Annotated in this window: 23 protein-coding genes and 3 pseudogenes; 14 read left to right on the top strand and 12 right to left on the bottom strand. The window is 53.6% G+C overall.

Annotated features, from left to right (window positions below):
* Positions 1–155: 155 nt before the first annotated feature.
* The 6 genes from ACL2XF_RS06755 (at position 156) to mobH (ACL2XF_RS06730) (ending at position 6,385) form a co-directional block, all read left to right on the top strand.
* A complete protein-coding gene (locus ACL2XF_RS06755) occupies positions 156–650 on the top strand; it encodes a JAB domain-containing protein (RefSeq protein WP_413728297.1) in 495 nt (164 codons plus the stop codon).
* Between the two features lie 708 nt (positions 651–1,358).
* Positions 1,359–1,745: a TIGR03757 family integrating conjugative element protein gene (locus ACL2XF_RS06750; protein WP_413728785.1), complete on the top strand. Its 387-nt coding sequence runs from the start codon at positions 1,359–1,361 to the stop codon at positions 1,743–1,745.
* On the top strand, positions 1,745–2,683 hold the full coding sequence (locus tag ACL2XF_RS06745; protein WP_413728784.1) for a TIGR03756 family integrating conjugative element protein: 939 nt from the start codon (positions 1,745–1,747) through the stop codon (positions 2,681–2,683). Before ACL2XF_RS06750 ends, ACL2XF_RS06745 begins: the two co-directional genes overlap by 1 nt.
* 8 nt (positions 2,684–2,691) lie before the next feature.
* Entirely contained in the window at positions 2,692–4,089 is a 1,398-nt protein-coding gene (locus ACL2XF_RS06740; RefSeq protein WP_413728296.1) for an integrating conjugative element protein, read from the top strand.
* On the top strand, positions 4,086–4,433 hold the full coding sequence (locus tag ACL2XF_RS06735) for a hypothetical protein (protein ID WP_413728295.1): 348 nt from the start codon (positions 4,086–4,088) through the stop codon (positions 4,431–4,433). The genes ACL2XF_RS06740 and ACL2XF_RS06735 overlap by 4 nt, the downstream gene beginning before the upstream one ends.
* A 170-nt stretch (positions 4,434–4,603) precedes the next feature.
* The gene (gene mobH / locus ACL2XF_RS06730) at positions 4,604–6,385 is read left to right on the top strand and encodes a MobH family relaxase (RefSeq protein ID WP_413728294.1); all 1,782 of its coding nucleotides are present in this window, start codon (positions 4,604–4,606) and stop codon (positions 6,383–6,385) included.
* Between the two features lie 134 nt (positions 6,386–6,519).
* Here the strand turns inward: mobH (ACL2XF_RS06730) and ACL2XF_RS06725 are convergent, their stop codons facing one another.
* Entirely contained in the window at positions 6,520–6,912 is a 393-nt protein-coding gene (locus ACL2XF_RS06725) for a type II toxin-antitoxin system VapC family toxin (RefSeq protein WP_413728293.1), read from the bottom strand.
* Entirely contained in the window at positions 6,912–7,115 is a 204-nt protein-coding gene (locus ACL2XF_RS06720; protein WP_413728292.1) for a type II toxin-antitoxin system VapB family antitoxin, read from the bottom strand. The genes ACL2XF_RS06725 and ACL2XF_RS06720 overlap by 1 nt, the downstream gene beginning before the upstream one ends.
* Before the next feature lie 364 nt (positions 7,116–7,479).
* Here ACL2XF_RS06720 and ACL2XF_RS06715 point away from each other — a divergent pair, with 364 nt between their 5' ends.
* Together ACL2XF_RS06715 and ACL2XF_RS06710 are read left to right on the top strand one after the other, a co-directional pair.
* Complete coding sequence (locus ACL2XF_RS06715) at positions 7,480–7,791, top strand: hypothetical protein (RefSeq protein WP_413728291.1); 312 nt, start codon at positions 7,480–7,482, stop codon at positions 7,789–7,791.
* 9 nt (positions 7,792–7,800) lie between these two features.
* Positions 7,801–9,321, top strand: a complete 1,521-nt coding sequence (locus ACL2XF_RS06710; RefSeq protein ID WP_413728290.1) for a conjugal transfer protein TraG N-terminal domain-containing protein — start codon at positions 7,801–7,803, stop codon at positions 9,319–9,321.
* Between the two features lie 8 nt (positions 9,322–9,329).
* Here the strand turns inward: ACL2XF_RS06710 and ACL2XF_RS06705 are convergent, their stop codons facing one another.
* The 5 genes from ACL2XF_RS06705 to ACL2XF_RS06685 form a co-directional block, all read right to left on the bottom strand.
* Positions 9,330–9,707, bottom strand: coding sequence for a DUF3742 family protein (locus ACL2XF_RS06705; RefSeq protein ID WP_413728289.1), 378 nt, complete (start codon positions 9,705–9,707; stop codon positions 9,330–9,332).
* Positions 9,708–9,746: 39 nt separating this feature from the next.
* Entirely contained in the window at positions 9,747–10,112 is a 366-nt protein-coding gene (locus ACL2XF_RS06700; RefSeq protein ID WP_413728783.1) for a type II toxin-antitoxin system RelE/ParE family toxin, read from the bottom strand.
* Positions 10,112–10,408, bottom strand: coding sequence for a type II toxin-antitoxin system ParD family antitoxin (locus ACL2XF_RS06695; protein WP_132921138.1), 297 nt, complete (start codon positions 10,406–10,408; stop codon positions 10,112–10,114). The genes ACL2XF_RS06700 and ACL2XF_RS06695 overlap by 1 nt, the downstream gene beginning before the upstream one ends.
* Before the next feature lie 123 nt (positions 10,409–10,531).
* Positions 10,532–10,978, bottom strand: coding sequence for a PIN domain-containing protein (locus ACL2XF_RS06690; protein ID WP_413728288.1), 447 nt, complete (start codon positions 10,976–10,978; stop codon positions 10,532–10,534).
* A complete protein-coding gene (locus ACL2XF_RS06685; protein ID WP_413728287.1) occupies positions 10,965–11,198 on the bottom strand; it encodes an AbrB/MazE/SpoVT family DNA-binding domain-containing protein in 234 nt (77 codons plus the stop codon). The genes ACL2XF_RS06690 and ACL2XF_RS06685 overlap by 14 nt, the downstream gene beginning before the upstream one ends.
* A gap of 321 nt (positions 11,199–11,519) precedes the next feature.
* On the opposite strand from ACL2XF_RS06685, the gene ACL2XF_RS06680 reads away from it, so the two are divergent.
* Positions 11,520–11,786 carry a hypothetical protein gene (locus ACL2XF_RS06680; protein ID WP_413728286.1) on the top strand — a complete coding sequence of 89 codons (267 nt, stop codon included), beginning with the start codon at positions 11,520–11,522 and terminating at the stop codon, positions 11,784–11,786.
* A 38-nt stretch (positions 11,787–11,824) separates the two neighbouring features.
* A complete protein-coding gene (locus ACL2XF_RS06675) occupies positions 11,825–12,118 on the top strand; it encodes a hypothetical protein (RefSeq protein WP_413728285.1) in 294 nt (97 codons plus the stop codon).
* A gap of 197 nt (positions 12,119–12,315) precedes the next feature.
* Here ACL2XF_RS06675 and ACL2XF_RS06670 read toward each other — a convergent pair whose 3' ends face one another.
* Together ACL2XF_RS06670 and ACL2XF_RS06665 are read right to left on the bottom strand one after the other, a co-directional pair.
* Positions 12,316–13,236 carry a stationary phase or STEss regulating sigma factor gene (locus ACL2XF_RS06670; RefSeq protein WP_413728284.1) on the bottom strand — a complete coding sequence of 307 codons (921 nt, stop codon included), beginning with the start codon at positions 13,234–13,236 and terminating at the stop codon, positions 12,316–12,318.
* A gap of 363 nt (positions 13,237–13,599) precedes the next feature.
* Complete coding sequence (locus ACL2XF_RS06665) at positions 13,600–15,435, bottom strand: DUF4209 domain-containing protein (RefSeq protein WP_413728283.1); 1,836 nt, start codon at positions 15,433–15,435, stop codon at positions 13,600–13,602.
* Between the two features lie 225 nt (positions 15,436–15,660).
* Between ACL2XF_RS06665 and mobH (ACL2XF_RS06660) the strand changes: the two are divergent.
* Positions 15,661–17,429: pseudogene (mobH, locus tag ACL2XF_RS06660) on the top strand (MobH family relaxase).
* A gap of 108 nt (positions 17,430–17,537) precedes the next feature.
* Here the strand turns inward: mobH (ACL2XF_RS06660) and ACL2XF_RS06655 are convergent.
* The 3 genes and pseudogenes from ACL2XF_RS06655 to ACL2XF_RS06645 all read right to left on the bottom strand — a co-directional run bounded on the left by ACL2XF_RS06655 (position 17,538) and on the right by ACL2XF_RS06645 (position 19,029).
* Entirely contained in the window at positions 17,538–17,759 is a 222-nt protein-coding gene (locus tag ACL2XF_RS06655; RefSeq protein WP_413728282.1) for a substrate-binding domain-containing protein, read from the bottom strand.
* Between the two features lie 26 nt (positions 17,760–17,785).
* Positions 17,786–17,902, bottom strand: a pseudogene (locus ACL2XF_RS06650) (integrase); the annotation flags it as partial.
* Between the two features lie 230 nt (positions 17,903–18,132).
* Positions 18,133–19,029: a LysR family transcriptional regulator gene (locus ACL2XF_RS06645; RefSeq protein ID WP_413728281.1), complete on the bottom strand. Its 897-nt coding sequence runs from the start codon at positions 19,027–19,029 to the stop codon at positions 18,133–18,135.
* A 112-nt stretch (positions 19,030–19,141) separates the two neighbouring features.
* Between ACL2XF_RS06645 and ACL2XF_RS06640 the strand changes: the two genes are divergently transcribed.
* From ACL2XF_RS06640 to fsa, 3 genes and pseudogenes are all read left to right on the top strand, one after another.
* Positions 19,142–20,356 (top strand): MFS transporter, encoded by a 1,215-nt coding sequence (locus ACL2XF_RS06640; protein ID WP_413728280.1) that lies wholly within the window; start codon positions 19,142–19,144, stop codon positions 20,354–20,356.
* 282 nt (positions 20,357–20,638) lie between these two features.
* The gene (locus ACL2XF_RS06635; RefSeq protein WP_413728279.1) at positions 20,639–20,950 is read left to right on the top strand and encodes a hypothetical protein; all 312 of its coding nucleotides are present in this window, start codon (positions 20,639–20,641) and stop codon (positions 20,948–20,950) included.
* Between the two features lie 364 nt (positions 20,951–21,314).
* Positions 21,315–21,974: pseudogene (gene fsa, locus ACL2XF_RS06630) on the top strand (fructose-6-phosphate aldolase); the annotation flags it as partial.
* Positions 21,975–22,192 lie beyond the last annotated feature (218 nt).

The following is a 22,192-nucleotide window of genomic DNA, read 5'->3' as shown; positions in this document are numbered from 1 at the left end:
GCGTTGATCCTGCCTTGCTCGCTTCGCATCCCTTCATCGCGAGCAGCCACCGCGTTCCCGGTGGCGGATGCATTCTCGTCCATCTCAACTCATCCCCTGGAGGGCTTTGCCCTTCACCGGGTGGCGCTCTCCTTTTCACTGAAAGGAGGTTTGTCATGTCCCTGACCATCGCTCATTCCCAAGGCGAGCTCCGCGCGTTGTCTGCGCCGGAGCACGAAGATCGGATCATCCAGCACGCCATCGCGTTACTCGAACGCCGCATCTTTCAGGCGGGTCCAACATTGTCTAGGCCTTCCGCTGTGGGCGACTTCCTGCGTCTGAAGCTGGCAGGTGAACCCAATGAGGTTTTTGCTGCGATTTTTCTCAATAGCGCCCACGAGGTGCTGGCTTACGAGCCACTGTTCCATGGCAGCATAACCGAGGCCGCCATCTATCCCCGTGTCGTGGTCCAGCACGCCATGATGCACAACGCGGCAGCGCTGATTATGGCCCATCAACATCCGTCAGGAAACACCGAACCCTCCGCGGCCGACCGGGCAATCACCCAGCAATTGAAGGTGGCGCTTGCGATCATTGATGTAAGGGTATTGGATCACCTCATCATTGGCAAAGGCATGCCCTACTCGTTCGACGAGGCAGGCCTACTGTAGTGCCAACGGCTTGTGCAGATGGCCCGAAACTCTGTCGCAACGCACCATGTCCACGACGATCTTATCCTCACGGGAGCCTTGGCTTCCGTTTTTCCCCATATTGACAAGACACCTGCGCGCACTGCGCTGAATTGCGCCAGGTTCGGTTCAGCAGGGCCAAAAAGTCAGGCTGTCGCGTTCATGTTCAGACCATAAAGACGGCAAGAAATCTATTCTTCAAACTGGATATTTGGCCAAATGGCTATGAAGATGACAATACTGGCAGGGTGTGCCGTCGCCGGCGACCAGGTTCTATAACCACCTTCTATCTTCTATCCGACAGCCGCTCCCCGTGGCCTCGCGGGTCGCTGTTTCATCGAGCGCCTGAAGCTATGAACTTATAAGCAAACGGCCGCTACCAACGTGGATACCTCCATCGCGGCCCCAATCGTCGTAACAACCTGTTCAATCTGGTCGCGCCGACGGCAATCCCGCGCCGCGCGCACATCGAGGGATACATGAATTTACCAGGTTTCGGTGCGTTCCAGGCCAGGTGCCTGATACCTCCCATTGTTCTTCCCGCAAAAAACTGGGTACTCCCAAGTCCGGATTCTTTGTCGCGGCGCGACCCCTTTCGCGGTGGACTGAACCCCTTGATCCATTTCATGAGCGTTCGACATGCAGATTTCCCTTTCCCGCCACCCGGACAGGCACGTAGCAAGCCCGTGGATGCTCGGGTTGTGCCTGGCCCTGCTCAGCCTGGGCGCGCGCGCCGAAGTGCTGGTCGTCACCGACCGCCAGCACCCCGTCCAGTCCGTCCCCAACGCGCGGGTCATCGAGCTGGATGCGCCCGGACGCATCGAGGCCGACTTGGCCGCCAACCTGCCCACCGACCCCGACCAGGCCGCCGCCACCATGCAGCAACGCCTCCAACAAGGAGGCGACCCGCTGCAACGCCGCCTTGGCGCCGCCTGGCAGGGCGTGGCCGAGTCCTGGGGGCTGGGCATCGCCAAGGTCCCCGCCGTGGTGGTCGATCGCCGCTATGTCGTCTATGGCCAACCCGATGTCGCAGCCGCCGTGGCGCGCATCGACAGCTTCCGGAGGACACAGCCGTGATGCGTTCGCTCCCCCGGCGCCTGCGGCTGGCCGCGGCATCGCTGCTGCTGGTGGCGGCCAGCCCCTCCTGGGCCCTGGACACCGCCACCATCGTGGCCTCCACCCTATCGCCCGACTGCCTGGCCTACCGAGTCGTCGGTATCTGCTACTGGCTGTACTGCACCCCGTTTGGCTGCACCGTGCGCACCTCGGTCAAGGTCCGCCACTACATCCCCGATGCGGTGGTCTCCAGCTACACCCAAACCGGCGAGAACCCCTGGACCGAAGTCCGTGTCCTGGGCCTGCCCAACACCACCGCCCAGTCCGGCGGCGACGGCACCACCGGCCACCCGGGCGAGAACAACCTGTCCAAATTCAAGAACGCCGACGTCATCGGCCATCCGGGCGCCGAAGTCTTCAGCCGCTTCGCCAGCGCCTCCGGCTACACCTGCACCGGCGCCGGCACGGCCTTCATGCCGTACTTGCTGAGCACCCTGGACACGGTGGCCTGGCGCTACAACGTCCCCGAATCGGTCTATCCCGAAGCCCTGGTCCCTGGCCAGCGCGAGATCGGCGCGCGCAGCACGCTCAACCTGTGGGGCAGCGTCTACCCACGCGGCGGCTTCCTGCACCAGGCCGACGACTACAAGGCCGGCGCCGTCATCGCCCAGCGTGCCGGCGATATCGTCACCCGCAGCGGCCAGATCCACATCTACCAGCCGCTGCGCGCCACTGCTCGCGACGGCTACTGGCCGGCCGGCGACCTGGTGGAAAGCGATGCTGATACCGGCAAGTGGCAGGAACTGACCCCTACGCTCTCCAGCAGTTGCGCGGTCTTCCCCCACAACAGTACTCAGGTCCAGGCGCAGCAAGGCGACTACGCCTGGGCCCTGTGGCGCCCATATGCATGCTGCCAGCGCCGCGGACAGACCTTCCTTGGCAGTACGGATATTCAGTGAGGCCGGCCATGAACGTATCCCCTTTGCGTAACGTCTTCCGCGGGTGTCTGCTCCCCCTGGCGTTGACCGTTTCGCTGGCAACCGCCAGCGTCAGCGCAGCCCAGACCCGCATCGACAACAGCGGTATCAGCGCCAGCGGTAGCGTCATTGGCGATGACGTGCTCTACAGCATCGGCGGCGGCCGGGCCGTGTCCATGGGCAGCGCCGGCAACATGCGCAGCATCGGAGTCGGGGCGGGCTGGAACAGCAACCTGATCTGCGGCGACATGTCCATCTCCACCACCATCCAAAACCAGCTCAACGGCGTCACCAATGGCTTCCAAACCATCATGTCGTCGGTGATCCAGAACGCCACCAGTGCCGTGGCCTCGCTGCCCGCGCTGATCATCCAGCGCGCCGACCCAGGCCTCTACAACCTGTTGAGCAATGGGATCCTACAAGCCCGGATGGATTTCGACCGCTCCAAGATGACCTGCCGGGCGATTGGCAACCGCCTGGCCGACACGGCCGGCGGCCAGGCCGGCTGGAACCAGTTGGCCGAAGGAGTGGCACTCAAAAGCGCCGTCGGCAGCACCGATGCGGTCTCGGCCATCGAACAGGCCGAATCCAGCAAGGGCAACAGCGGCGTGCCCTGGGTGGGCGGCAGCAACGCCGGCGGGTCCGGCCAAAACGCCATCAAGGTGGTCAGCGACGTCACCCGCGCCGGCTACAACCTGCTCAATGGCCGCGGCGTCACCGACACCGCGTCCATCACCCAGGACGACTGCGGCGAACGGCTGACCTGCCAGGCCTGGTCCTCGCCACAAGCGGCCGCCGATTGGGCCAACCGTGTGCTGGGCGAGCGCGAACAGCAGACCTGCGAATCCTGCACCAAGACCGAGACCACGCCCGGCGTGGGCCTGACACCGGTTATCCAGGAAGAGTACGAAGAAAAACTTCAGGCCCTCCAGGAACTCGTCTCGGGAGCCAAACCCACGACTACCGAGAACCTGGACGTTGCCGGCAGCAACGCGCTGCCGATCACCCGCGGCGTGATCGAAGCCCTGCGCGACGAACCCGACCAGGACCTGCTGGGCAAGCGCCTGGCTTCAGAGGCCGCCCTTTCCAGCGTGCTGGAAAAAGCCTTGCTGCTGCAACGCACCCTACTGACCGGCCGACAGGAGCCCAATGTCGCGGCCAATGAGCTGGCAGTCAAGGCGGTAGATCAGGAAAATAGCACGCTGGAGCAGGAGATTAACAATCTCAAGACCGAGCTGGAACTGCGGCACACCCTGGCCAACAACACCGCCATGGCCATTATCCAGCGTCATGGTTCGAGGGCCGCGGGCTCACGCGGCATCTTCGAAGGCGACACCTTGCGTAACCGACTCGATGAAATTCAGAAGTCGGGCAGCGATACACAATGAGCGTCCCAGCAAGGACCTGGATTTTGCGGCTGTTCAGCCACCGGATTATTCTGGCGCTGGTGGGTTTGCTGCTCGTTATCGGTACCGCCCTGTCCATACACTTTTCCGGTGACCGCATCGTAGATTACATCGCTGATGGTGAGCGCTGGTTGTGGGCATATTCTGGTTATTTTTTCGTCTGGCGCCTGCTTCTCTATACGGCTACAGCCACAGGCTGGCGGCGGCTATGTACACGCCTGCGACAGCAGGACCCTTCAAAGGAATTGTCCCAACGCATAAGGAGAATTGAAATATTTACAGTGATTGCGGTCATTTTACTGGAAAGCCAGTATTCGCTTTCTTAACGCGAATACTTTCTAAACGGTAGCACTCGCTGCCGGCTGCCAAAAGCGATGCACAAAGGGCCCTGGAAGGGGCAAGGGAATGGGGTCCAAGGGGAACGGGCCTACCTGGAAATGATTGATCTTTTCCAAAAGGAAAAGGCTCACCGCTAATCGTACTTTCAGGGGGGGTTATGCTTTCACTGTTTCACCGAAAACGTGTCATCCCTACGGTCGCCACCGCACCGACCGCCGCGGCAAATAGCAAAGAGCTGATGCGTCCGGAATCGGCCGCCACGCTGCTGGCCTCCCCACGCCGGAAGAAATTGCTGGAGCATATCTGGCAACGCACGTCACTCTCGCGCAAGCAGTTCGCGGCACTGTATCTGGTCCCGTTGGAGCGCTATGCCGAACTGGTCCAGCACTTCCCGGCCTCGGAAAGCCACCACCATGCCTATCCGGGCGGTATGCTTGACCACGGTCTGGAAACTGTCGCCTACGCGCTCAAACTGAGACAGTCCCATCTGTTACCTTCCGGCGCAACGCCAGAAGACCAAGCCGCACAAGCCGAAGCGTGGACGGCCGCCACGGCCTACGCCGCGCTGTTGCACGATATCGGCAAGGTGGCCGTGGACCTGCTCGTTGAGCAGGCCGACGGCAGCACCTGGCATCCCTGGCATGGCCCGTTACAGCAGCGCTATCGCTTTCGCTACCGGCCAGAGCGCGAATACCGGTTGCATAGCGCGGCCTCCGGGTTGCTCTACAACCACCTGCTCGACAACTCGGCCCTTGACTGGCTCAGCGATTATCCCGCGCTCTGGTCGGCGCTCCTCTACGTCCTGGCAGGACAATACGAGCATGCCGGTGTGCTCGGTGAGCTGGTAACCCACGCTGATCGCGCTTCCGTTTCACAAGCGCTGGGAGGGGACCCGACCAAGGCGCTGGCGGTACCGAAACACGCTTTGCAACGCAAACTCCTGGCAGGTTTGCGTTATCTGCTTAAGGAAGAGTTCAAGCTAAATCAGCCCGGGCCCTCGGATGGCTGGTTAACCGACGATGCCCTTTGGTTAGTGAGTAAAACCGTTGCCGACAAGCTGCGCGCCCATCTCCTGTCCCAAGGCATCGAGGGCATACCCAGCAGCAATACGGCGGTATTCGACGTGCTTCAGGACCACGGTATCGTCCAGGCGACGCCCGACGGCAAGGCCATATGGCGGGCGACGGTTTCCAGCAGCAGCGGCTGGTCGAATCCCTTCACCTTTCTGAAAATGTCACCTTCGCTCATCTGGGAGCCGGCAAACCGACCCGCACCATTCGAGGGCTCAGTCGAGACTGAACCCATGGTTGAAAATGCCCCCCAGACGACGTTGGTAAACGAAACGCCAGGGGTCGACAGCGCAATAACTACGGCGCCCCAACTCTCCACCAAGACGATAGACATTCTCCTCAATCTGCTTGGCACGCCTGAGCCCGACACTATCGCGCCGGCTGAGGAAGCCATTGTCCCTGAGGATTCAGTACATCACCAGGACGCGCCACCGCTTGATGCAATATCATCAGAAAAAGGCGCTTTCGATATGACCATTGCGCCCTCCGGTCAGCATTTCGTCGAATGGTTACAGCAGGCCATCCAGTCCCATACACTGATTATCAACGATGCCAAGGCTCTGGTGCATACCGTTAACGGTACGGTCTACCTTGTCAGCCCGGGGATATTCCAGCGCTATGTGCAGGAGCATCCGCAGATTACAACCTTTGCCAAGCAGGATCATCTGGCCGCCTGGCAATGGGTGCAAAAGCGCTTCGAAAAGCTGCAACTGCACCGTAAGCAAGACAATGGCCTGAACATCTGGACCTGTGAGGTGACTGGACCACGCAAATCCAGGCGTTTGCACGGTTATTTATTAAAAGACTCTTCATCATTATTTGTTGATAGCCCGCTCAATAACCCTTATCTCACGCTTATCAATGAGTGATGAAATGTCAGATTTGTCAGCACCCGGTGATCCGTGTTAACGATGTTTCGCGATAGCGAACAACAACGCCTCAAACGCCAATTAGCGCTGCCGCATGTCTTATCTATCGCGCAAGGAGAAGAAATAAAAGAGCGCTAGAGTGCGTTCGTGGGCCAGTTTATGCCCAGGCGTACGGCCAGCGTGGCCAGACGCTTGTCCAGCGTCCACAGCCGAGCGTTGGGGGTAATCAGGGTGGAGGCCAGTAACGTCATATCCACCAGGCCGCAACCTTGCCCATAAAGACCTTCCTGCTCAATCAAATTCCTGACCTCGGTCTGATTGGCAGAATGGCAGGTACGTAGCAGCGCTAAATCGCCCAGCGTTCTCCTGCGGGGCGTAGGGGGGGTGCCGCACGCTAATTCCGTCAATACAAACGGGTGGATAAGCACCCTATCCTGCATCATCAGATCAACCAGTTCGACATTGTTTTGGCGGAAATGCTCAATCCAGACACTGGTATCGACCAACACGTCCTGAACAACAGGCATCAGCGGCTCGATTCTTGACGGCGGCGCGGCACGTCTGACATCGCCGGCGCGCTACCGCCGAGGGCCGCAAGACGCTTGGCGGCCTGCACACGGACAAAGGTGTGGATGGCTTCACGGAAAAGGTCAGCTTTGTCCATGTCCGGGCCAGCTAACTCCAGCGCCTGCTCGTACAAATTGTCATCAATAGTGACGGTGGTACGCATGATGTATTATCTCTGTGGCAATGCATCTAACTTGATTCCATTTAACATCAATACCCGCATCTTTGCAATATGCCATCACTACAGATCTTCTCATAGATAGCTTCTTTATACCGGTTTGGATAACCGTGGCAGGCGCGGCTGTGTCGGTCCGGTCACCTAATAGTTAGGTTTTATACTAAATGGCAGCATGGTTTGCTGGAAAGACTGAACATTAGGCTAACCACAGCTAACTGCGGAAAACTATAGGGGACACATTCGTTTCGCATTGTTCATCGCCTTTTCATCGTAGCTGCGATGAACTCAAACGATGTCCATCCGGTGTGGAGAAACACCTATGACTCCCCTCAGTCCTGGCGTACGTGCGATGCGACGGCCTTTACTGCTGTTGCTGAGGATCTTGGTTCTGCTGTTCTTTGCCGCACTGGTTGCCAACCTCCTGGGTATCTACCTGTGCGCCGGTATCGCGGATTGGCAGCAGTGGCTCAAGGACCATAGCGTTCATTTCTTCGTTTGGCGCCTGTGCCTGTATGCATCTCTGCTGGCCGTTTGGCCCTGGGTACGGCGGCACAGGCTTCAGCGTGAACCGCGTTCTGCCCGGGCGCTGCGAACCCTTGAAGTCCTGAGCGTGGGAGCGATCGTGTGCTCCGAAGCCAGCCAGTGGCTGCGCGTAGTATAGGAGGCGGTGATGACCTTGCAGACCACCGACTATCTGGAGTACTACCTGACGCTGATCGCCTGGCTCGTTAACAACGGCGTCTGGAACATCCTCGTTGCCAGCGGCCTGTTCGCCCTGCCCTTTGCCGGGATTTTCATCCAGGAATGGCTGCGGGCGCGAACAGAGGGGGCAGACGAGGGCAATAAAGGCGTGCTGTCATCGATGCGTATTGAGAACCGCATTTGGATGGCGATAGTGGTCATCCTGTTTGGTTGTGTGCCGTATATCGATGTCGACCTGTCTACCATCAAATTTGATACCACCCGCTCTACGCAATGCCAGGTCAGCATCCCGCTGCCCACGGAGACGGGTTGGGAAAAATCCTTTACCACGCTCAACAACCAGAGCGCAAAAGTCCCGGTCTGGTGGTTCTTCATGCATGCCATCTCCAAAGCCGTGACCGGCGCAGCGGTGGCCGCCATCCCCTGTGGCACAGACCTGCGGCAGATGCGCATGGAAATCGACAGCACGCGTATTGACGACCCGGTACTGGCGCAAGAGATAGCCGATTTCATCCACGATTGCTACGGCCCGGCGCGGGCAAAACTGTTTATGGGGCGCCCAGAACTGAGCGAAGCACAGATGTATGACGTTACCTGGATCGGTTCGAACTTTTTTCTCGATACCGGCGGTTATTACGACAGTTATCACTCAAAGACACCGCGCACGGCCTGGCCCTATGACACCACGCGCGACGCGGGGCTGGCGCAGGTGGACAGCGGCGGCGGCTACCCAACGTGTCGACAATGGTGGACCGATGCGGACACTGGCCTGCGCGCCCGGGTACTGGCCGTGGTCAATCCCGACCTGATGACCCGGATGGCGAGGTGGGCAGGCTTCGTCTCACGCACTGAACTTGACGATTCGGTGATCCGCGCGATCGCCGCCCCGCGCCAGCAGAAGATGAACCAGGGGGCGGTATATGCGGACTACGGCGGACAAATCGACATGACGCTGCCCAACATCGCCACCCGCGCCGCGGCGGACGCCGGCGTCACCGTGGGTGCCATTGCCTATTTCCCGGCAATGGATGCGGTACGCCAGGCCCTGCCCATGGTGCTGTCACTGCTGAAGATGGCAGTGATCATCTGCATCCCCCTGGTATTGATGCTAGCGACCTACGATCTGAAGGCTTTCGTGACGGTCAGTTGCGTGTTCTTCGCGCTGTACTTCGTGGAATTCTGGTTTCAACTGGCCCGTTGGCTGGACTCCACCATCCTGGATGCGCTTTACGGATGGGGGCTGGGTGCAGATCGGCCTCAGACAAATTTTGATCCGCTGCTTGGACTCAACAACGCTTTCGGCGACATGTTGCTGAACTTTGTCATGGCGACAATGTTTCTTGTGCTACCAACATTTTGGGTTACAGCTTTAGGATGGGCCGGTGTTCGAGCAGGAAATATGCTACAAGGCTTGACGAATGGCTCCCGGGACGTGGGACAAGCCGGGAGCAAAGGCTCAGATATACTGATCAGCACAGCAAAGAAGTAGCCTTGGTCTCAGTCGTCCTCAAACCGAGGATCGGGGTCATCGTTGTAGTTGTAGGGATGGTAAGAGAGGCTATCGCGATGATCCAGTTCTTCTGTCTTACTCCCCAAGAAGTCGGATTCATCTTGCCCCGTTGAATGTTCGCCTCCCCAAGCTGCTGCAACCGCAAACACCACTAGCAAAGCCAACCAGAACGTAATATACAGAAGCAACCCAAGCAGTACGAGTTTGGCGAGCCACAACAACGCCTTGGCTCCAATCGCAGGAACGCCGCGAGAAATGATCCAGCCAGAGACATGGCGCTCACGACGCACATACCCACGCCAAACCTGTCCCATACCTCGGCCAATTCGATAGGTCCATCGTTTGAAATGTGCGTGCGTAGCCATTGTGATACCTCGTGTCTCAGTTTTCCATTAAATGGATAACTACTCCCAAGGTGTACCCTGCAAAATATGTTGTTCGAGTTCCATCGCATCATGCAGAACCCGGCCAACGACCATCAAATCCTCAGCGTCTATCCGATATATAAGAAAATGACGCGGGCGATGAACAACCCCATCCTTCGATTTGGCACGCTCAGCACTCAACTTAAGATGCCATGACCTCGCGCCTTTGCCGAGTTCTTTTCGCACCACACTACCGAGCCGGCCAGGGTCTGAAGCCACGTCCCGCAACGCTGTAACCAAAAGACGCTCATAGCGCCTACGTGCAGCCTCACCGAACTGAATATGAGTCCATTTGAGTATATTAATTATATCCGATTGGGCAGCGGCCGAAAGTCGATAGCGCATCATTTGCGATGTTGATTCTGCTCACTGCCCGCAGCGCGAACGCCTAACTCACCGATGAAATCTTCGAGCTTGTCATTCTGAACATCTGTAAAACGGCCATCATCGATTTCCCTCCAGCCTACTTGCGCGGCCGCTTTCAGTGCATCAAGTTTGGCCTCCTCAACGTCCTCTCGCTGCTCGAGCAGGCGTAACCCGTCACGCAACACTTCGCTCGCATTCTGATAACGACCTGAATTAACAAGCCTTTCGACCACCTCGTGCTGATGGTCAGTCAGTACCACATTGCGCGTGGGCATGGCTTCCCCCCAAATAACCGTTTGTTCTCAGAATATCACCATTGGCAGATTATGCCAATGGTGCCAGTGGACGTCCACAACTGCGATTTCATGGCTCCATCGAAAGAACTACCGCCTCACGATTCAGGCGGTTCCACCTTGTCCAGCCAGCTCATTAACCCTGTGCGAAGGATTTCTGATCGTAAGGCTGTCCTCCAGAATCTGCCCGTGGCTCATGTCTTCGGTGTACAAGATCTGGCAACCGGCCGTCGCCGCGGCTGCGACGATACAAGCATCATAAAACGAGATCTGGTGCCGATCCGCAATCTGTTGTGCGCGGTCATGAACATCCACCGTCAGCGGTACGACATTGCAGAAGCTACGTACCAGCTCCAGAAAATGTCCAATATCTTCCCAGCTCATCGCAAGCTTGCGACGACACAAGCTGGTCACTTCGTTGAGGACTTGTACGCTAATCACCGGATTCGTCTTCAATAATGCTTCAGCGCTGTCGGCTTTCGTTGGATCTTCAGACAATAGATAGAGCAATACATTGCTGTCCAAAAATGAACTAAATTTAGCCACGCTCATTGGCCTCGTCCCGGCAGAACTTGAAATCGGCTGGCAACTTACCGCGAAAATCACGTAGCCGCGCCAATAAAGCATCAGCCCCTGGCTTCTTGCGAACCGCAAACGTGCGCGGGTCATCGACCACGATCTCAATATCATCGCCTTCACGCAACTCCAGCGCTTCGACCAGGCTGGCCGGTAACCTCACCGCCAGACTGTTACCCCATTTAGCTACTTGCATGACCACCCCTCAATAGATATACATATTCAATTGTATATCCACGAACAGAAATCGCAAGACTCTGATGAAAGAGAAGTCAGCCACAGCTCATTCCTGTTAATTGCTGGCAGTCTGGCGGCGTATACAAAAGGATTTGATAGGGCGGTCAGTAAGGGTGAATGGAATGGCTCAGAAGGGGAACGGGCCTATATGAAAAAGGAAAAGGCCGCCGCCGGCTATAACTCGAGGTGATTTGATGTTCGCGCTATTCCAAAAAAAACGCGCCTCGCCGGCGCCAACGGTCCCGACGGAAATCGATGAAAAAAGTAAAGGACTGATAAAATGGGTATTGACGAATTTGAACCCGCTCGTGCAATTCATTTAGCTGCTACGTTAGCAAGACCATTGGTCAATACAAAGTTATATGATAGAGCACCTGCAGCTCAGATTCATGAATATTTTAAGGATATACCTTCACCTATCTACTTACTCGATCGAAGCATGACTTATTTACAAATGTGGGAAAGCTGTGATGAATCAGTGTTTGAAGCTGATATAGACATTAGGGCTTTACAATCACAACTTCCAGATGGATATCGCTTAATCTAGATGTCAAAAAAGGGGGTCGCACAGATAAGTTGTTCGCAATGGTAATGGTAGGGACTGAAAGTAATGGTCCTGAAAGTGCTGCTTATCATGCCAAGCGATTAGTCGATCTTGTAAATAATATGGTTCCATCACTTAAAGAACTCGTTGAATTAATTTGGCCCGGTGCTGTGTTAGTGACTAAACGATTTTGGCGAGACGAAGTAGGTATGTTTTTTGAGGACGGTAAGGTAATAGGACGTGCCTGGGTTATGCTTACTCCTGCTGACAACACTTCTGACCAAACTCCCAAACTATACATTATTCGACCTGATCAGTTAGCAGAAAGTAAATAGAATAACCGTTGGTCACTTGCGCCTTTGGAACGTTATATGAGTCCATACATCCAGTTAGTTACAACTCTAAAAAGCACACTAATGGGAAAATTTTTTAAAACGAGCGGGAGCGGACCGTCAGTCCTATAGCGGTCTGCTTCGCGCCAAAAGTGGACGTTTTTAGTACCTTTGTTCCTTAAATATAGGAATCAGGCCAGTTAATGGGTAAAACTTTTCATGAGCAGATGAATTAAACTAAACATGCGATGATATAGGTACTCAATATGATCGCTCTCTTGAATTTTCACCTGATTCATTTCGGCGTGACGTATAAAATATTGGTTACCAATGTTGGTCAAATATTTAGCTTCAGCTTCCAAAATATTCCGAAATTCAGGTTTCTCGGTTGCATCATCTAGTAACTGTGTAGCTGATATTTTCTTATTTGATGGGTTGTGTAGACTTTTCAGTCGCTCCCAGAAGTCCCAGAGCTCTTTCACAGCGTCATACCGAATCTGAACATCAAAATTAACGATTTTAGCATTTGCGCGAGCAAGTATTTTCTTTAGCTCAACTTCCGCAGGAACATTCACGCTGGACATCATTTGAACTAATTCAGGGCTAAGAAGCCGGATAATTTCTCCTGATTTCTGAAGCTCGTAAGCCATACCATTTCTGGCAAAAATGACGTTAACTTTTTCGTGAAATTCATTTCTGCCAGCATCAACATCAAAATCGTCAATATGAGTGTGACGGTAGTACGAGTGGTAATCGGTGCCTTCTATAGGAAGGGCAACATGCTTATAGCAAAATTGAAGTAAATCCATAACGTCCAGATAGTCTGGAATGAACGTAACTTGTGTTCTTGACCTGTAACCATACCGACCTTCATCTTCAGGATCGACTCCCAATGGCCATCCTAAATTTGGTACTTCCGCCTGTAGTGCAGCTTTGAAAGTATCTTCATTTGTACCAATACACCCTTGTCCGTCAGGACATTCTTCTGGAAAGTATTTCCCAAAGTAGCCCTTATTTACCAGGACATTGATGTACGAGACAAACCCGGTCCAGACGGTCATAGAGACATCATTGTTGGTTCTCGGTGCAAAACCTTTCTCTTTATCGCTAAAATATTCCACATTCCCCCCTGGGGGTTTATGACTTACCAAAAATCTATGACTGATTCAATTGTTGAGCAAGCATAATTGAGTGAATGTGATGAGATCGATGGTTAAAAAATTACCCAAGTTCCCATTTCCGCTTCATCGCTACTAGCCGACATTCAGATTTGCCTGTACATTTTTACAGCATTAAGCTGACAACTCCTATGTTGCCTGATGCTTAACACTGTCGGCAGATTCAATTCGGTAAACTTCCCGTAAAACCGAATTGCCGGTATCGTCGGATCTGATGCCAAGCAGCTCTGACAGGCAGTTCAGTGCCAGAAGCGGACATCGAATAGTTTCAGCAGCACTAAACCTTATTGACCAAATTGCCTCAACTCATATGGACATGTCTCCGGACGTGTCAACTTCTTTAACTGGCTCACTTTGAGCCTGATCCTCACTCTCTTGGCCGTAAGTGGCTTGCCAGTATTTCATCGTAGGGTTCATTAGTATGTGCAGTACAAGCCACCAGGCAAAAATGCAGGGGGATTGATTGTAATAACTGGCAGGCACATATCCGTGAGCAAGTTGGTTTCGTAAATCACCATAGATTTTATCCACCAGTAAGGCCTGAAGGTTGCCAATTATGTCTACACCGAAAGCTTCAATAATCAGTGGATTATCCAGTAATCCCTTGAGTCCATTTCGCTCTTGCGAACCGTCCCCATGAAGCTGCGATGGCTCTTCACCTTTGATTTTCGCCACATATCTCAGACTATTTTCGAACTGGGGAATCAGCACGTGGCATGCCGTCATAAAGTCTCCATTGAAACCGCAAACCACACCCTTGATGAAAAACTCTTCATGCCCAAACGGGATAAAGGGATGATTGATGAACACATCGCGGAAAAACGCTTCTGAGATTGGATATTTCATTGTGATTTCATCCTTAGCAGGGATAATTTGCCCGGCTACGGCCAACTCATGTTCGATGCGCATTCCCTTCATCATTATAGGCCAAATAACTGCTCCATCTGCATCATCAATCCCCAATCCTGCGGGTATGCGAGCAACGGTCATTCCCTCATGATCAATATGCGTTGCTCCAAACATCCAAGCTATGCTGTTGGCCTTTTGTTCTATTGCCTGAGCCTTAAGTCTCTCGATACCAGTTGGCCGACTGACCAGCATTGCAAGCCTGAAAACCATATCAAACAAATCTCTTCCGACTACCCGACTCTTGGCTTGGTGGACAATCTCACTGATGTCTTGAGGTGGAGACTGAAGGATAGCCATCTGGTGACGGGATTCGATCTGGTAATCACGCATTTCTTCATACAGCGCAAGACGTTCTACTCGGGTTCCTGGAATATTAGCCAGTGCTTCAATAGCATTCTGCATGCAGGCGGCCGAAATCATACCGCCATCTTGGAATTTTGATTCTTCCAGATGCGTATCAGCAAGAAGCCGCCAGAACTCAAACTGTGTATCCCTGTCAGAGCAACTATTCGCAAGCGGGATTGCTGTTTTACAAGCGTCGACGGCAAATGAAAATAGTCGTTGAGCCAGATATTTTTTTGACAGAGACAGAAGTTCTTGGACAATAAAAGGAGGCTCACTCACTTTACAGTCGATCGCGAGTTGCAAGAGTCGCAATGGATAAGGTGAATCCGCTTGTACTTTGGTACGTTCATACTCTGCTAGTAGATATGCCGAAAGCTGATCAAACTCGACCCTGAAATCAGTATTCTTTCGGAAAAAACAACATAGCCGAAGCGCACGCTCTAGGCGCTCTAGAGCACTAGCCCACGCTCCTTGCGATGCCATAATAGCCATGCTGGACGCATAATAAGCGCGAACCGCCAGTAGAGGAAAACGGATTCCACCAATTTTACGAACCCAAAGTGTATCGGCAATACGGGCTTGAAGTTCGGGTAACTCTATCGTCGGGCAAAATTGAGAAAGTACCTCCAGCGACAACCTGCTAATGTCATCCGGAATTGCTGATCTACCCTGACTGCTCTGAAAGCCCGGACCAAATGGTACCTGTGGATTATCTGGACGAAAGTGAAAACCGCAAATATGGATTAGCAGTCTTATCTCCGCTCTTCCATCCCCTAGGCTCGAAAGATACTTTGTGATATCAAAACAGGTAACTGCCAGTTTACTCTGAATTAAGGGTGATAAATCGATAGTGTTAAGTTCATCGAGATTGATATTAATATCGTCCATGTCGTCACCTTGATAATTTGTTAATGCGGAGGACAACTTTTTAAACGCACCTGAGACCGCGAATTGGCGATGAAGCCAACCTGTATAGCTATGTGCATCTACCCGCTGGATTTTTACATGTGAATTGCTATCTTGACTCGCTCTCTCTTTATATACACGGCACTAAATTATGGCAGCTTCTCGCTCAAACCAGACTGTCAGATTTGATAATGTTCTACCTACGAAATCTGTCAGATCAAGTCTGAGCTAATACAACTGATACGCCCAGAAACCACTGCATCTCTGTTATCCACACCTCGGCGGCAGAGATTGCTGGAACATATCTGGCAACGCACGTCACTCTCGCGCAAGCAGTTCGCGGCACTGTATCTGGTCCCGTTGGAGCGCTATGCCGAACTGGTCCAGCTCTTCCCGGCCTCGGAAAGCCACCATCACGCCTATCCGGGCGGTATGCTTGACCACGGTCTGGAAACTGTCGCCTACGCGCTCAAACTGAGGCAGTCCCATCTGCTGCCTGTCGGCACCTCGCCCGAAGACCAGGCTGCACAGGCCGAAGTCTGGACCGCGGCCACAGCCTACGCCGCGCTGCTGCACGATATCGGCAAAATCGCCGTCGATCTTCAGGTCAAGTACGCTGATGGTAGAATTTGGCATCCATGGCATGACCCACTCCGAAAGCCGTACCGCTTCCGCTACCGCAAGGATCGCGAATACCGTCTGCATAACGACGCGACCGGCCTACTTTACAACTGGCTGCTCGACACCCAAATCCTTGACTCGCTCAGCAGCTACCCTGCCCCCTGGTCGGCACTTATCTGTGTACTGGCCGGCCAGTATGAGTACGCTGGGGTGCTAGGTGAACTGGTGATGCAGGCAGACCAGGCTTCCGTGGCTCAGGAACTCGGTGGCGATCCGGCAAAAGCGTTGGCGGCGCCGAAACATGCACTTCAGCGCAAACTGCTCGAAGGTCTTCGCTACCTGCTCAGGGAAGAGCTGAATTTGAATCAGTCACAGGCTTCTGATGGATGGTTGACCCAGGATGCATTGTGGCTGGTCAGCAAGACGGTACCGGACAAACTGCGTGCTCATCTGCTGTCTCAGGGCATCGAGGGCATACCCGCGAACAACACCTCGGTTTTCAACGTGCTGCAAGACCACGGCATCGCCCAACCCACACCGGAAGGCAAGGCGATCTGGAAAGCCACTGCCACAAGCGATACAAACTGGTAGAAAAGCTTCACCTTTCTGCGACTGTCGCCAGCGCTGATCTGGGAATCTGGAGAATGCCCCGAGCCATTCGCCGGCACGGTGACCATTGATAGTACCCTGCCTGGGGACAGTCTTGCTACAAATCCAGACTCGAAAGCAACCTCCGCCTCCTTGTCTGAGCCGGATGCACCATCAACAGTTGCTCCAGCACAGCAAGCCGATCCTGCGCCGAACTGCTGTCGATATTCTACACCCCATCCCCTGAGCATAAAGAAGAATCGCCCGCAAAGTCTGAGGTTATCAAGACATCGTCCTCCTTATCGGCTGCGGTTACACCAACGCTCAAAAAACCCATCCTCGCGTTGGCCGCAGCGCTCATTGAACTTCAAGACTCCCCGGGGCCATCCGGTGAACACTTCATGGACTGGTTGAAACAAGGCATCCAGTCGCACAAGCTTATCATCAACTTTGCCAAGGCCCTGGCGCATTCCGTGGCCGATACCATTTACCTGGTTAGCCCGGGCATCTTCCAGCGTTATGCCCAGGAGCATCCGCAGACGGCTTTACTGGCCAGGCAAGAATATGTGGCGGACTGTCACTGGGTGCAAAAGCGCCTCGATAAGCTGGGGCTTCATCGCAAGCAGGCCTATGGGCTGAACATCTGGACCTGCAACGTCACCGGCCCACGCAAGTCACGACAGCTGCACGGCTATTTGCTTGAAACGTCCGGGCGGCTGCTCGACGAGATGCCCCCCAACAATCTCTATCTGTCGGTTGTCCAGTGAGAGCACGTGCCAGGTGGATACCATGGGTTTACAGACTCCTACCTACCAAGATGGAGAACTCCAGATCAATGCTACCAGGCAGCAGGTACTGGCCGTGGATGCAGGCGATCAGCGCCGACCCGACCAATCCGTTCGGGGGGTCGATACGCTCGCCGAGGCGGGTACCACCACCTGGCCGATATCATGTCCATGGAAGCCGGCAAATCCCATGTCTTGCGGAATGCGCAATCCCTGGCGCTGACATTCGAACATGGCGCCGACCGCCAAATCATCATTTGTGCAAAATACAACATCGACCCGACGGTAGCGATGGCGCCATGTGAACAGCAAATTGTCATTGATGCCATGTTCTCGCGCCAGCTTTTGAGTGCATTCTTTGACGGGTAACCCAACTGCCGAAGGGTAGCTGCGGTGCGTTTTCCAAGTCTGATGTAGAGCCTAGCCGCACGAATGCGATCTTCGTATGAATACATGGACTACCTCCAAAGTGGTCCAAGTTTTCGTCCACACCCCCGGTGGATCACTTTTGCACCGATGGCGACACAAACATCCGTTTCACGCCCTTAGTAGCCATAAAATAGGTATTCTCTGTCCTTTCTGAGCGAAAAGTTGACTGCAGAAAACATTGAAAAATTCCAGTCGAATGGATAATTATCAAGGAGTGGCCTGCAAAGAATTGGCCAGCATTTCCTCTATTAGTCCTCTAGTCCTCGGCGTTGTTGATCGCTAATTCCTGGACAATAACATCAATCAGCCTCGCCACCCGACGTGGCTGAACGCGAGCGGGTGGATAAACGATATGTAAAGCGGTCGGGGAAAGAGCGTAGGGGGCCAGAACCTCGACCAGTCGGCCTGCAGCAAGGTCTGCCTGAACATCCCATATGGACTTTTTACACAGTCCTTGACCCTGCAATGCCCACTGTTTGATTAACTGGCCATTGTTGGTTGTACGTTGTCCGTTAACCGAGACTGCATAGGGTGCGCCATTGGCCTGAAAAGACCATATACGATCGATTCCCTGCATAAAGCGCATCATGATGCATTCATGATGCAAGAGGTCATCGGGATGCAATGGAATGCCTCTATGATGTAAATAATTGGGTGACCCGCAAATCAAACGACGATTTTCCCCAATTGGTTTGGCCTTAAGCGTGGTATTGGAAAATTTTCCATAACGAATCGCAAAGTCGATTCCCTGACTCACCAGATCAACAAAGCTATCGGTCAGGTTGAGATCGATGGTGACATCGGGGTGTTGGGCAAGGAAACGATCGAGAATCGGCACAACACGGGTTTGCCCTAAATCGACTGGTGCAGTAATTTTAATCGGACCAGATATTTTTTGCGTTCCTGATCTTATGCGGCTTTCAAGCTCGTCGGCCTCGGCCAGCAGTCGACGTGCCCCTTCAGCGAAAACTCTTCCTTCGTCAGTGAGACTTAACGAGCGAGTCGTTCGCGTCAGGAAGGTAGCCTTGTAATACGCCTCCAGCATCATCAGACGTTCAGAAACAGAAGCTGGGGAAAGCCCAAGCTCTCGTCCAGCCGCTGAAAGGCTGCCTTTTTCAACAATCATCAGAAACAATTTCAGATTTTCAAGCATTGTTCGGAAATCTCGAAAGATACTTTCGTTATTGCAGCACTTATCAATAATTTCCGCAAGGCATACACTTCCCCTTTCCACCAGAATCAATTAACTGAGGCAGAGACAGATTTTGACGACAAAAACGACGCAGCAACCCGACATCGCACCAGAAATGGCTAGCCTGACGGTATCTATTGTCACACTTTTTGCTTTTGCCTGCGGAGCCACTACAGCCAATGTTTATTATTCCCAGTCGATTGCGGGACTGATCGCCAGCAGCACACATCTTCCTGCGAGCCTTGCGGGACTAATTGTCACTACCACCCAGATTGGTTATGGCATGGGTCTGTTTTTTCTGGTTTGCCTGGCCGATTTGGTTGAAAACCGTCGGCTAGTATTGATCACCACCGTCGGTACCATACTTAGCCTGATTGGCGTCGCGACCAGTACCAGCCCCTCGGTTTTACTAATCACTTCGTTTTCGCTTGGGATTTGTACCGTAGGCAGCCAGGTTCTGGTGCCGCTTGCCGTTCATCTTTCACCCGAACATAAACGCGGGAAAATCATTGGTAACATTATGTTCGGGCTGGTCTCTGGCATTATGCTCTCCCGTCCCCTGGCAAGTTTTTTGGCAGGGCTCTGGGGATGGCGAGCCATATTTGTCTTCTCTGCTGTAGTGATGTTCGGCACCTTCGTGCTAATAGCTCGGGTTTTGCCACAATGGTATCCCCAGCCGAAGCGGGGTTATCTGGCTACGCTGCGCTCAATGTTTAACTTGCTGTCCACTTCAAGGACGCTGCAACGCCGGGCTGCCTATCAGGGTACGATGTTCGGCGTATTCAATATGTTCTGGACTGCCGCTCCGCCCATGCTGCACCTGCGTTTTGGTCTCACACAGTCGGGTATTGCGGCCTTTGCGCTGGCAGGGGCGGCTGGCGCACTTTCAGCACCGCTGGCAGGTAAAGTTGCAGACCGTGGCGGATCAAAAATCGGCACCGGCGTGGTGATTAGTTGTGCAGGTATTGCCCTGCTTATGAGCGGCTGGGGACAGGCGGTAGCATCATTGATGACTCTGGTGTTTGCAGCGATTATTCTCGACGCCGCAACACAGGCGAATCAGGTCTTCGGTCAGCGCGCCATCCAAAGCCTCGATGCCGGGGCTCGGGGTCGGTTAAATGCGGCTTATATGACAGTCATCTTCATTTGCGGTGCGATTGGTTCGGCACTGGGTTCATTTACTTATTATCATAGGGGATGGGACACGACCGCCGTGGTGGGAGCCTGTCTGGCACTGGCGATACTGCTGGTGTTTATGACTGAACTGCGTGCGAAAAAATCTGCATGAATCTCGGCCAGGATGCGGCCCGCGACGGTATGACCTGCATTCTGGGGACCCATGAAATGCATTTTGCTCGCGAGGTAGCCGACCGGATTTATTTCACGGACAAGGAGCGCATAGTCGAAAGCTGACGCGCTTTGGCGTCCGTCCCGGCATACGCATGGTACTTTACTCCACCGCCGATCCCTGGCGGGCAACACGCGTTTGGTGGTTGTTGCGCGTTTTAGGTTTCGATAACGCCGGCGTGCTAGATGGAGGATTCCGAAATGGCAGCGCGAAAACCGGCCGTTGGAAAACGGTGTTAGCCGATGGCGGACCGCGGGCCGGTTCACGGCGACGCCGCGTTCGCAGTTGGTGGCTCAGCGTGATAGCGGCCAGGACGTCATCGGCAACGACCAGATTTGCATTCTCAGCGCGCGGCTGTCGGCACAATTCGCCGGCGTGGAAGGCAACAATTATGGCCGGGCCGGGCGTATCGCGGGCAGTCAAAATATCCCCGCCGCCAGCCTGTTCGATGCGGATGGCGGTACTTTTCTCCCATTGGATCAACTGCGCGCAGATTCTCGCCGTAGCGGCTACGCGGGCGGTGGGAGAACATAGGATCATAACGTTGGTGGAAGTGGACGCGGCAATCAATTGAGATACGATTGAGGCGATGGCAAGGAATCACGGACGACAAGCTTCGGCTTAATGATCATTTCATGCACCTCGCCTTCACGCCTTCCAACATTTGATAGTTGGCTACATCTGCTTAGAATCCTAACCTCACTTTTCCGTAGCGCGGAAATTTATTTGCCTGATCATTTCTACCCATCAGTGAACCTTTACGACAACCATATTCTTCCATACGAATATTTATTAATTTCATATGAAAGTTTATTTGACGCCGATCAAAATATAATATAATTGCGAATGTTATAAGTTAAAAGACTTGTTACAACTCACACTTTTTGAGGAAATGACAATGGAACTCTATCTGGATTCGGCTAATGTAGTGGAACTAAAACAACTCTCGCTAATTATTCCGCTTGCAGGCGTGACCACCAATCCAAGCATTATCGCCGCCAGTAAAATCGCGTTGTGGGATGTACTGCCCCGCTTGCAGGAAGCAGTGGGTAAAGAAGGTCGTTTATTTGCGCAAGTAATGGGTTGCAACGCGGCAGCCATGATTGCTCAAGGAAAGAAACTGTCCGAACGTATTCCAGGGATTGTAGTAAAAATACCCGTTACTGCTGAAGGACTCGTCGCAATTAAGCAATTGAATGCGTCAGGGATTTTAACTCTAGGCACCGCGGTTTACAGCCCAGCGCAGGGTTTGCTCGCTGCATTGGCCGGTGCAAAATATGTTGCCCCTTATGTTAACCGCGTTGATGTACAAGGAGGCGACGGTATCAAAACTATTCAGGAGCTAAAGACGCTTCTCGACTTGCATGCTCCCCAGAGCAAAATACTAGCCGCCAGCGTTAAAACCCTACGCCAAGCCCTTGATTGCCTACTGGCGGGTTGCGAATCCATCACCTTACCGTTGGATATTATACAGCAACTTATTGGCATTCCCTCTATCGCCACCGCCATCTATGAATTCAAGCATGACTCAAATCAAGTGCCTAGCAGACTGAATGTTAGAAATCCAGCATCGCACATTATTAGAGAGAATGTGGCCCCACATCCTTACCTGACCCGATATACAACTTCTGAGTTGAATCAAGATAAAATGCTATTCCCTGATTGAACCACAGCAATGCATCGACACCTAGCAACTCATTGTTTTTAATAAAAATGCATTGTTGGCTACAACCTTTGATATGTGGCACTTTTAATTACAGGGCGAAGTAGAATAAA

The organism is Sodalis sp. RH19 (assembly GCF_047324215.1).
Classification (GTDB): domain Bacteria; phylum Pseudomonadota; class Gammaproteobacteria; order Enterobacterales; family Enterobacteriaceae; genus Acerihabitans.
The sequence above is the reverse complement of the archived record's forward strand: the minus strand, read 5'-3'. Positions and strand labels throughout refer to the sequence as shown.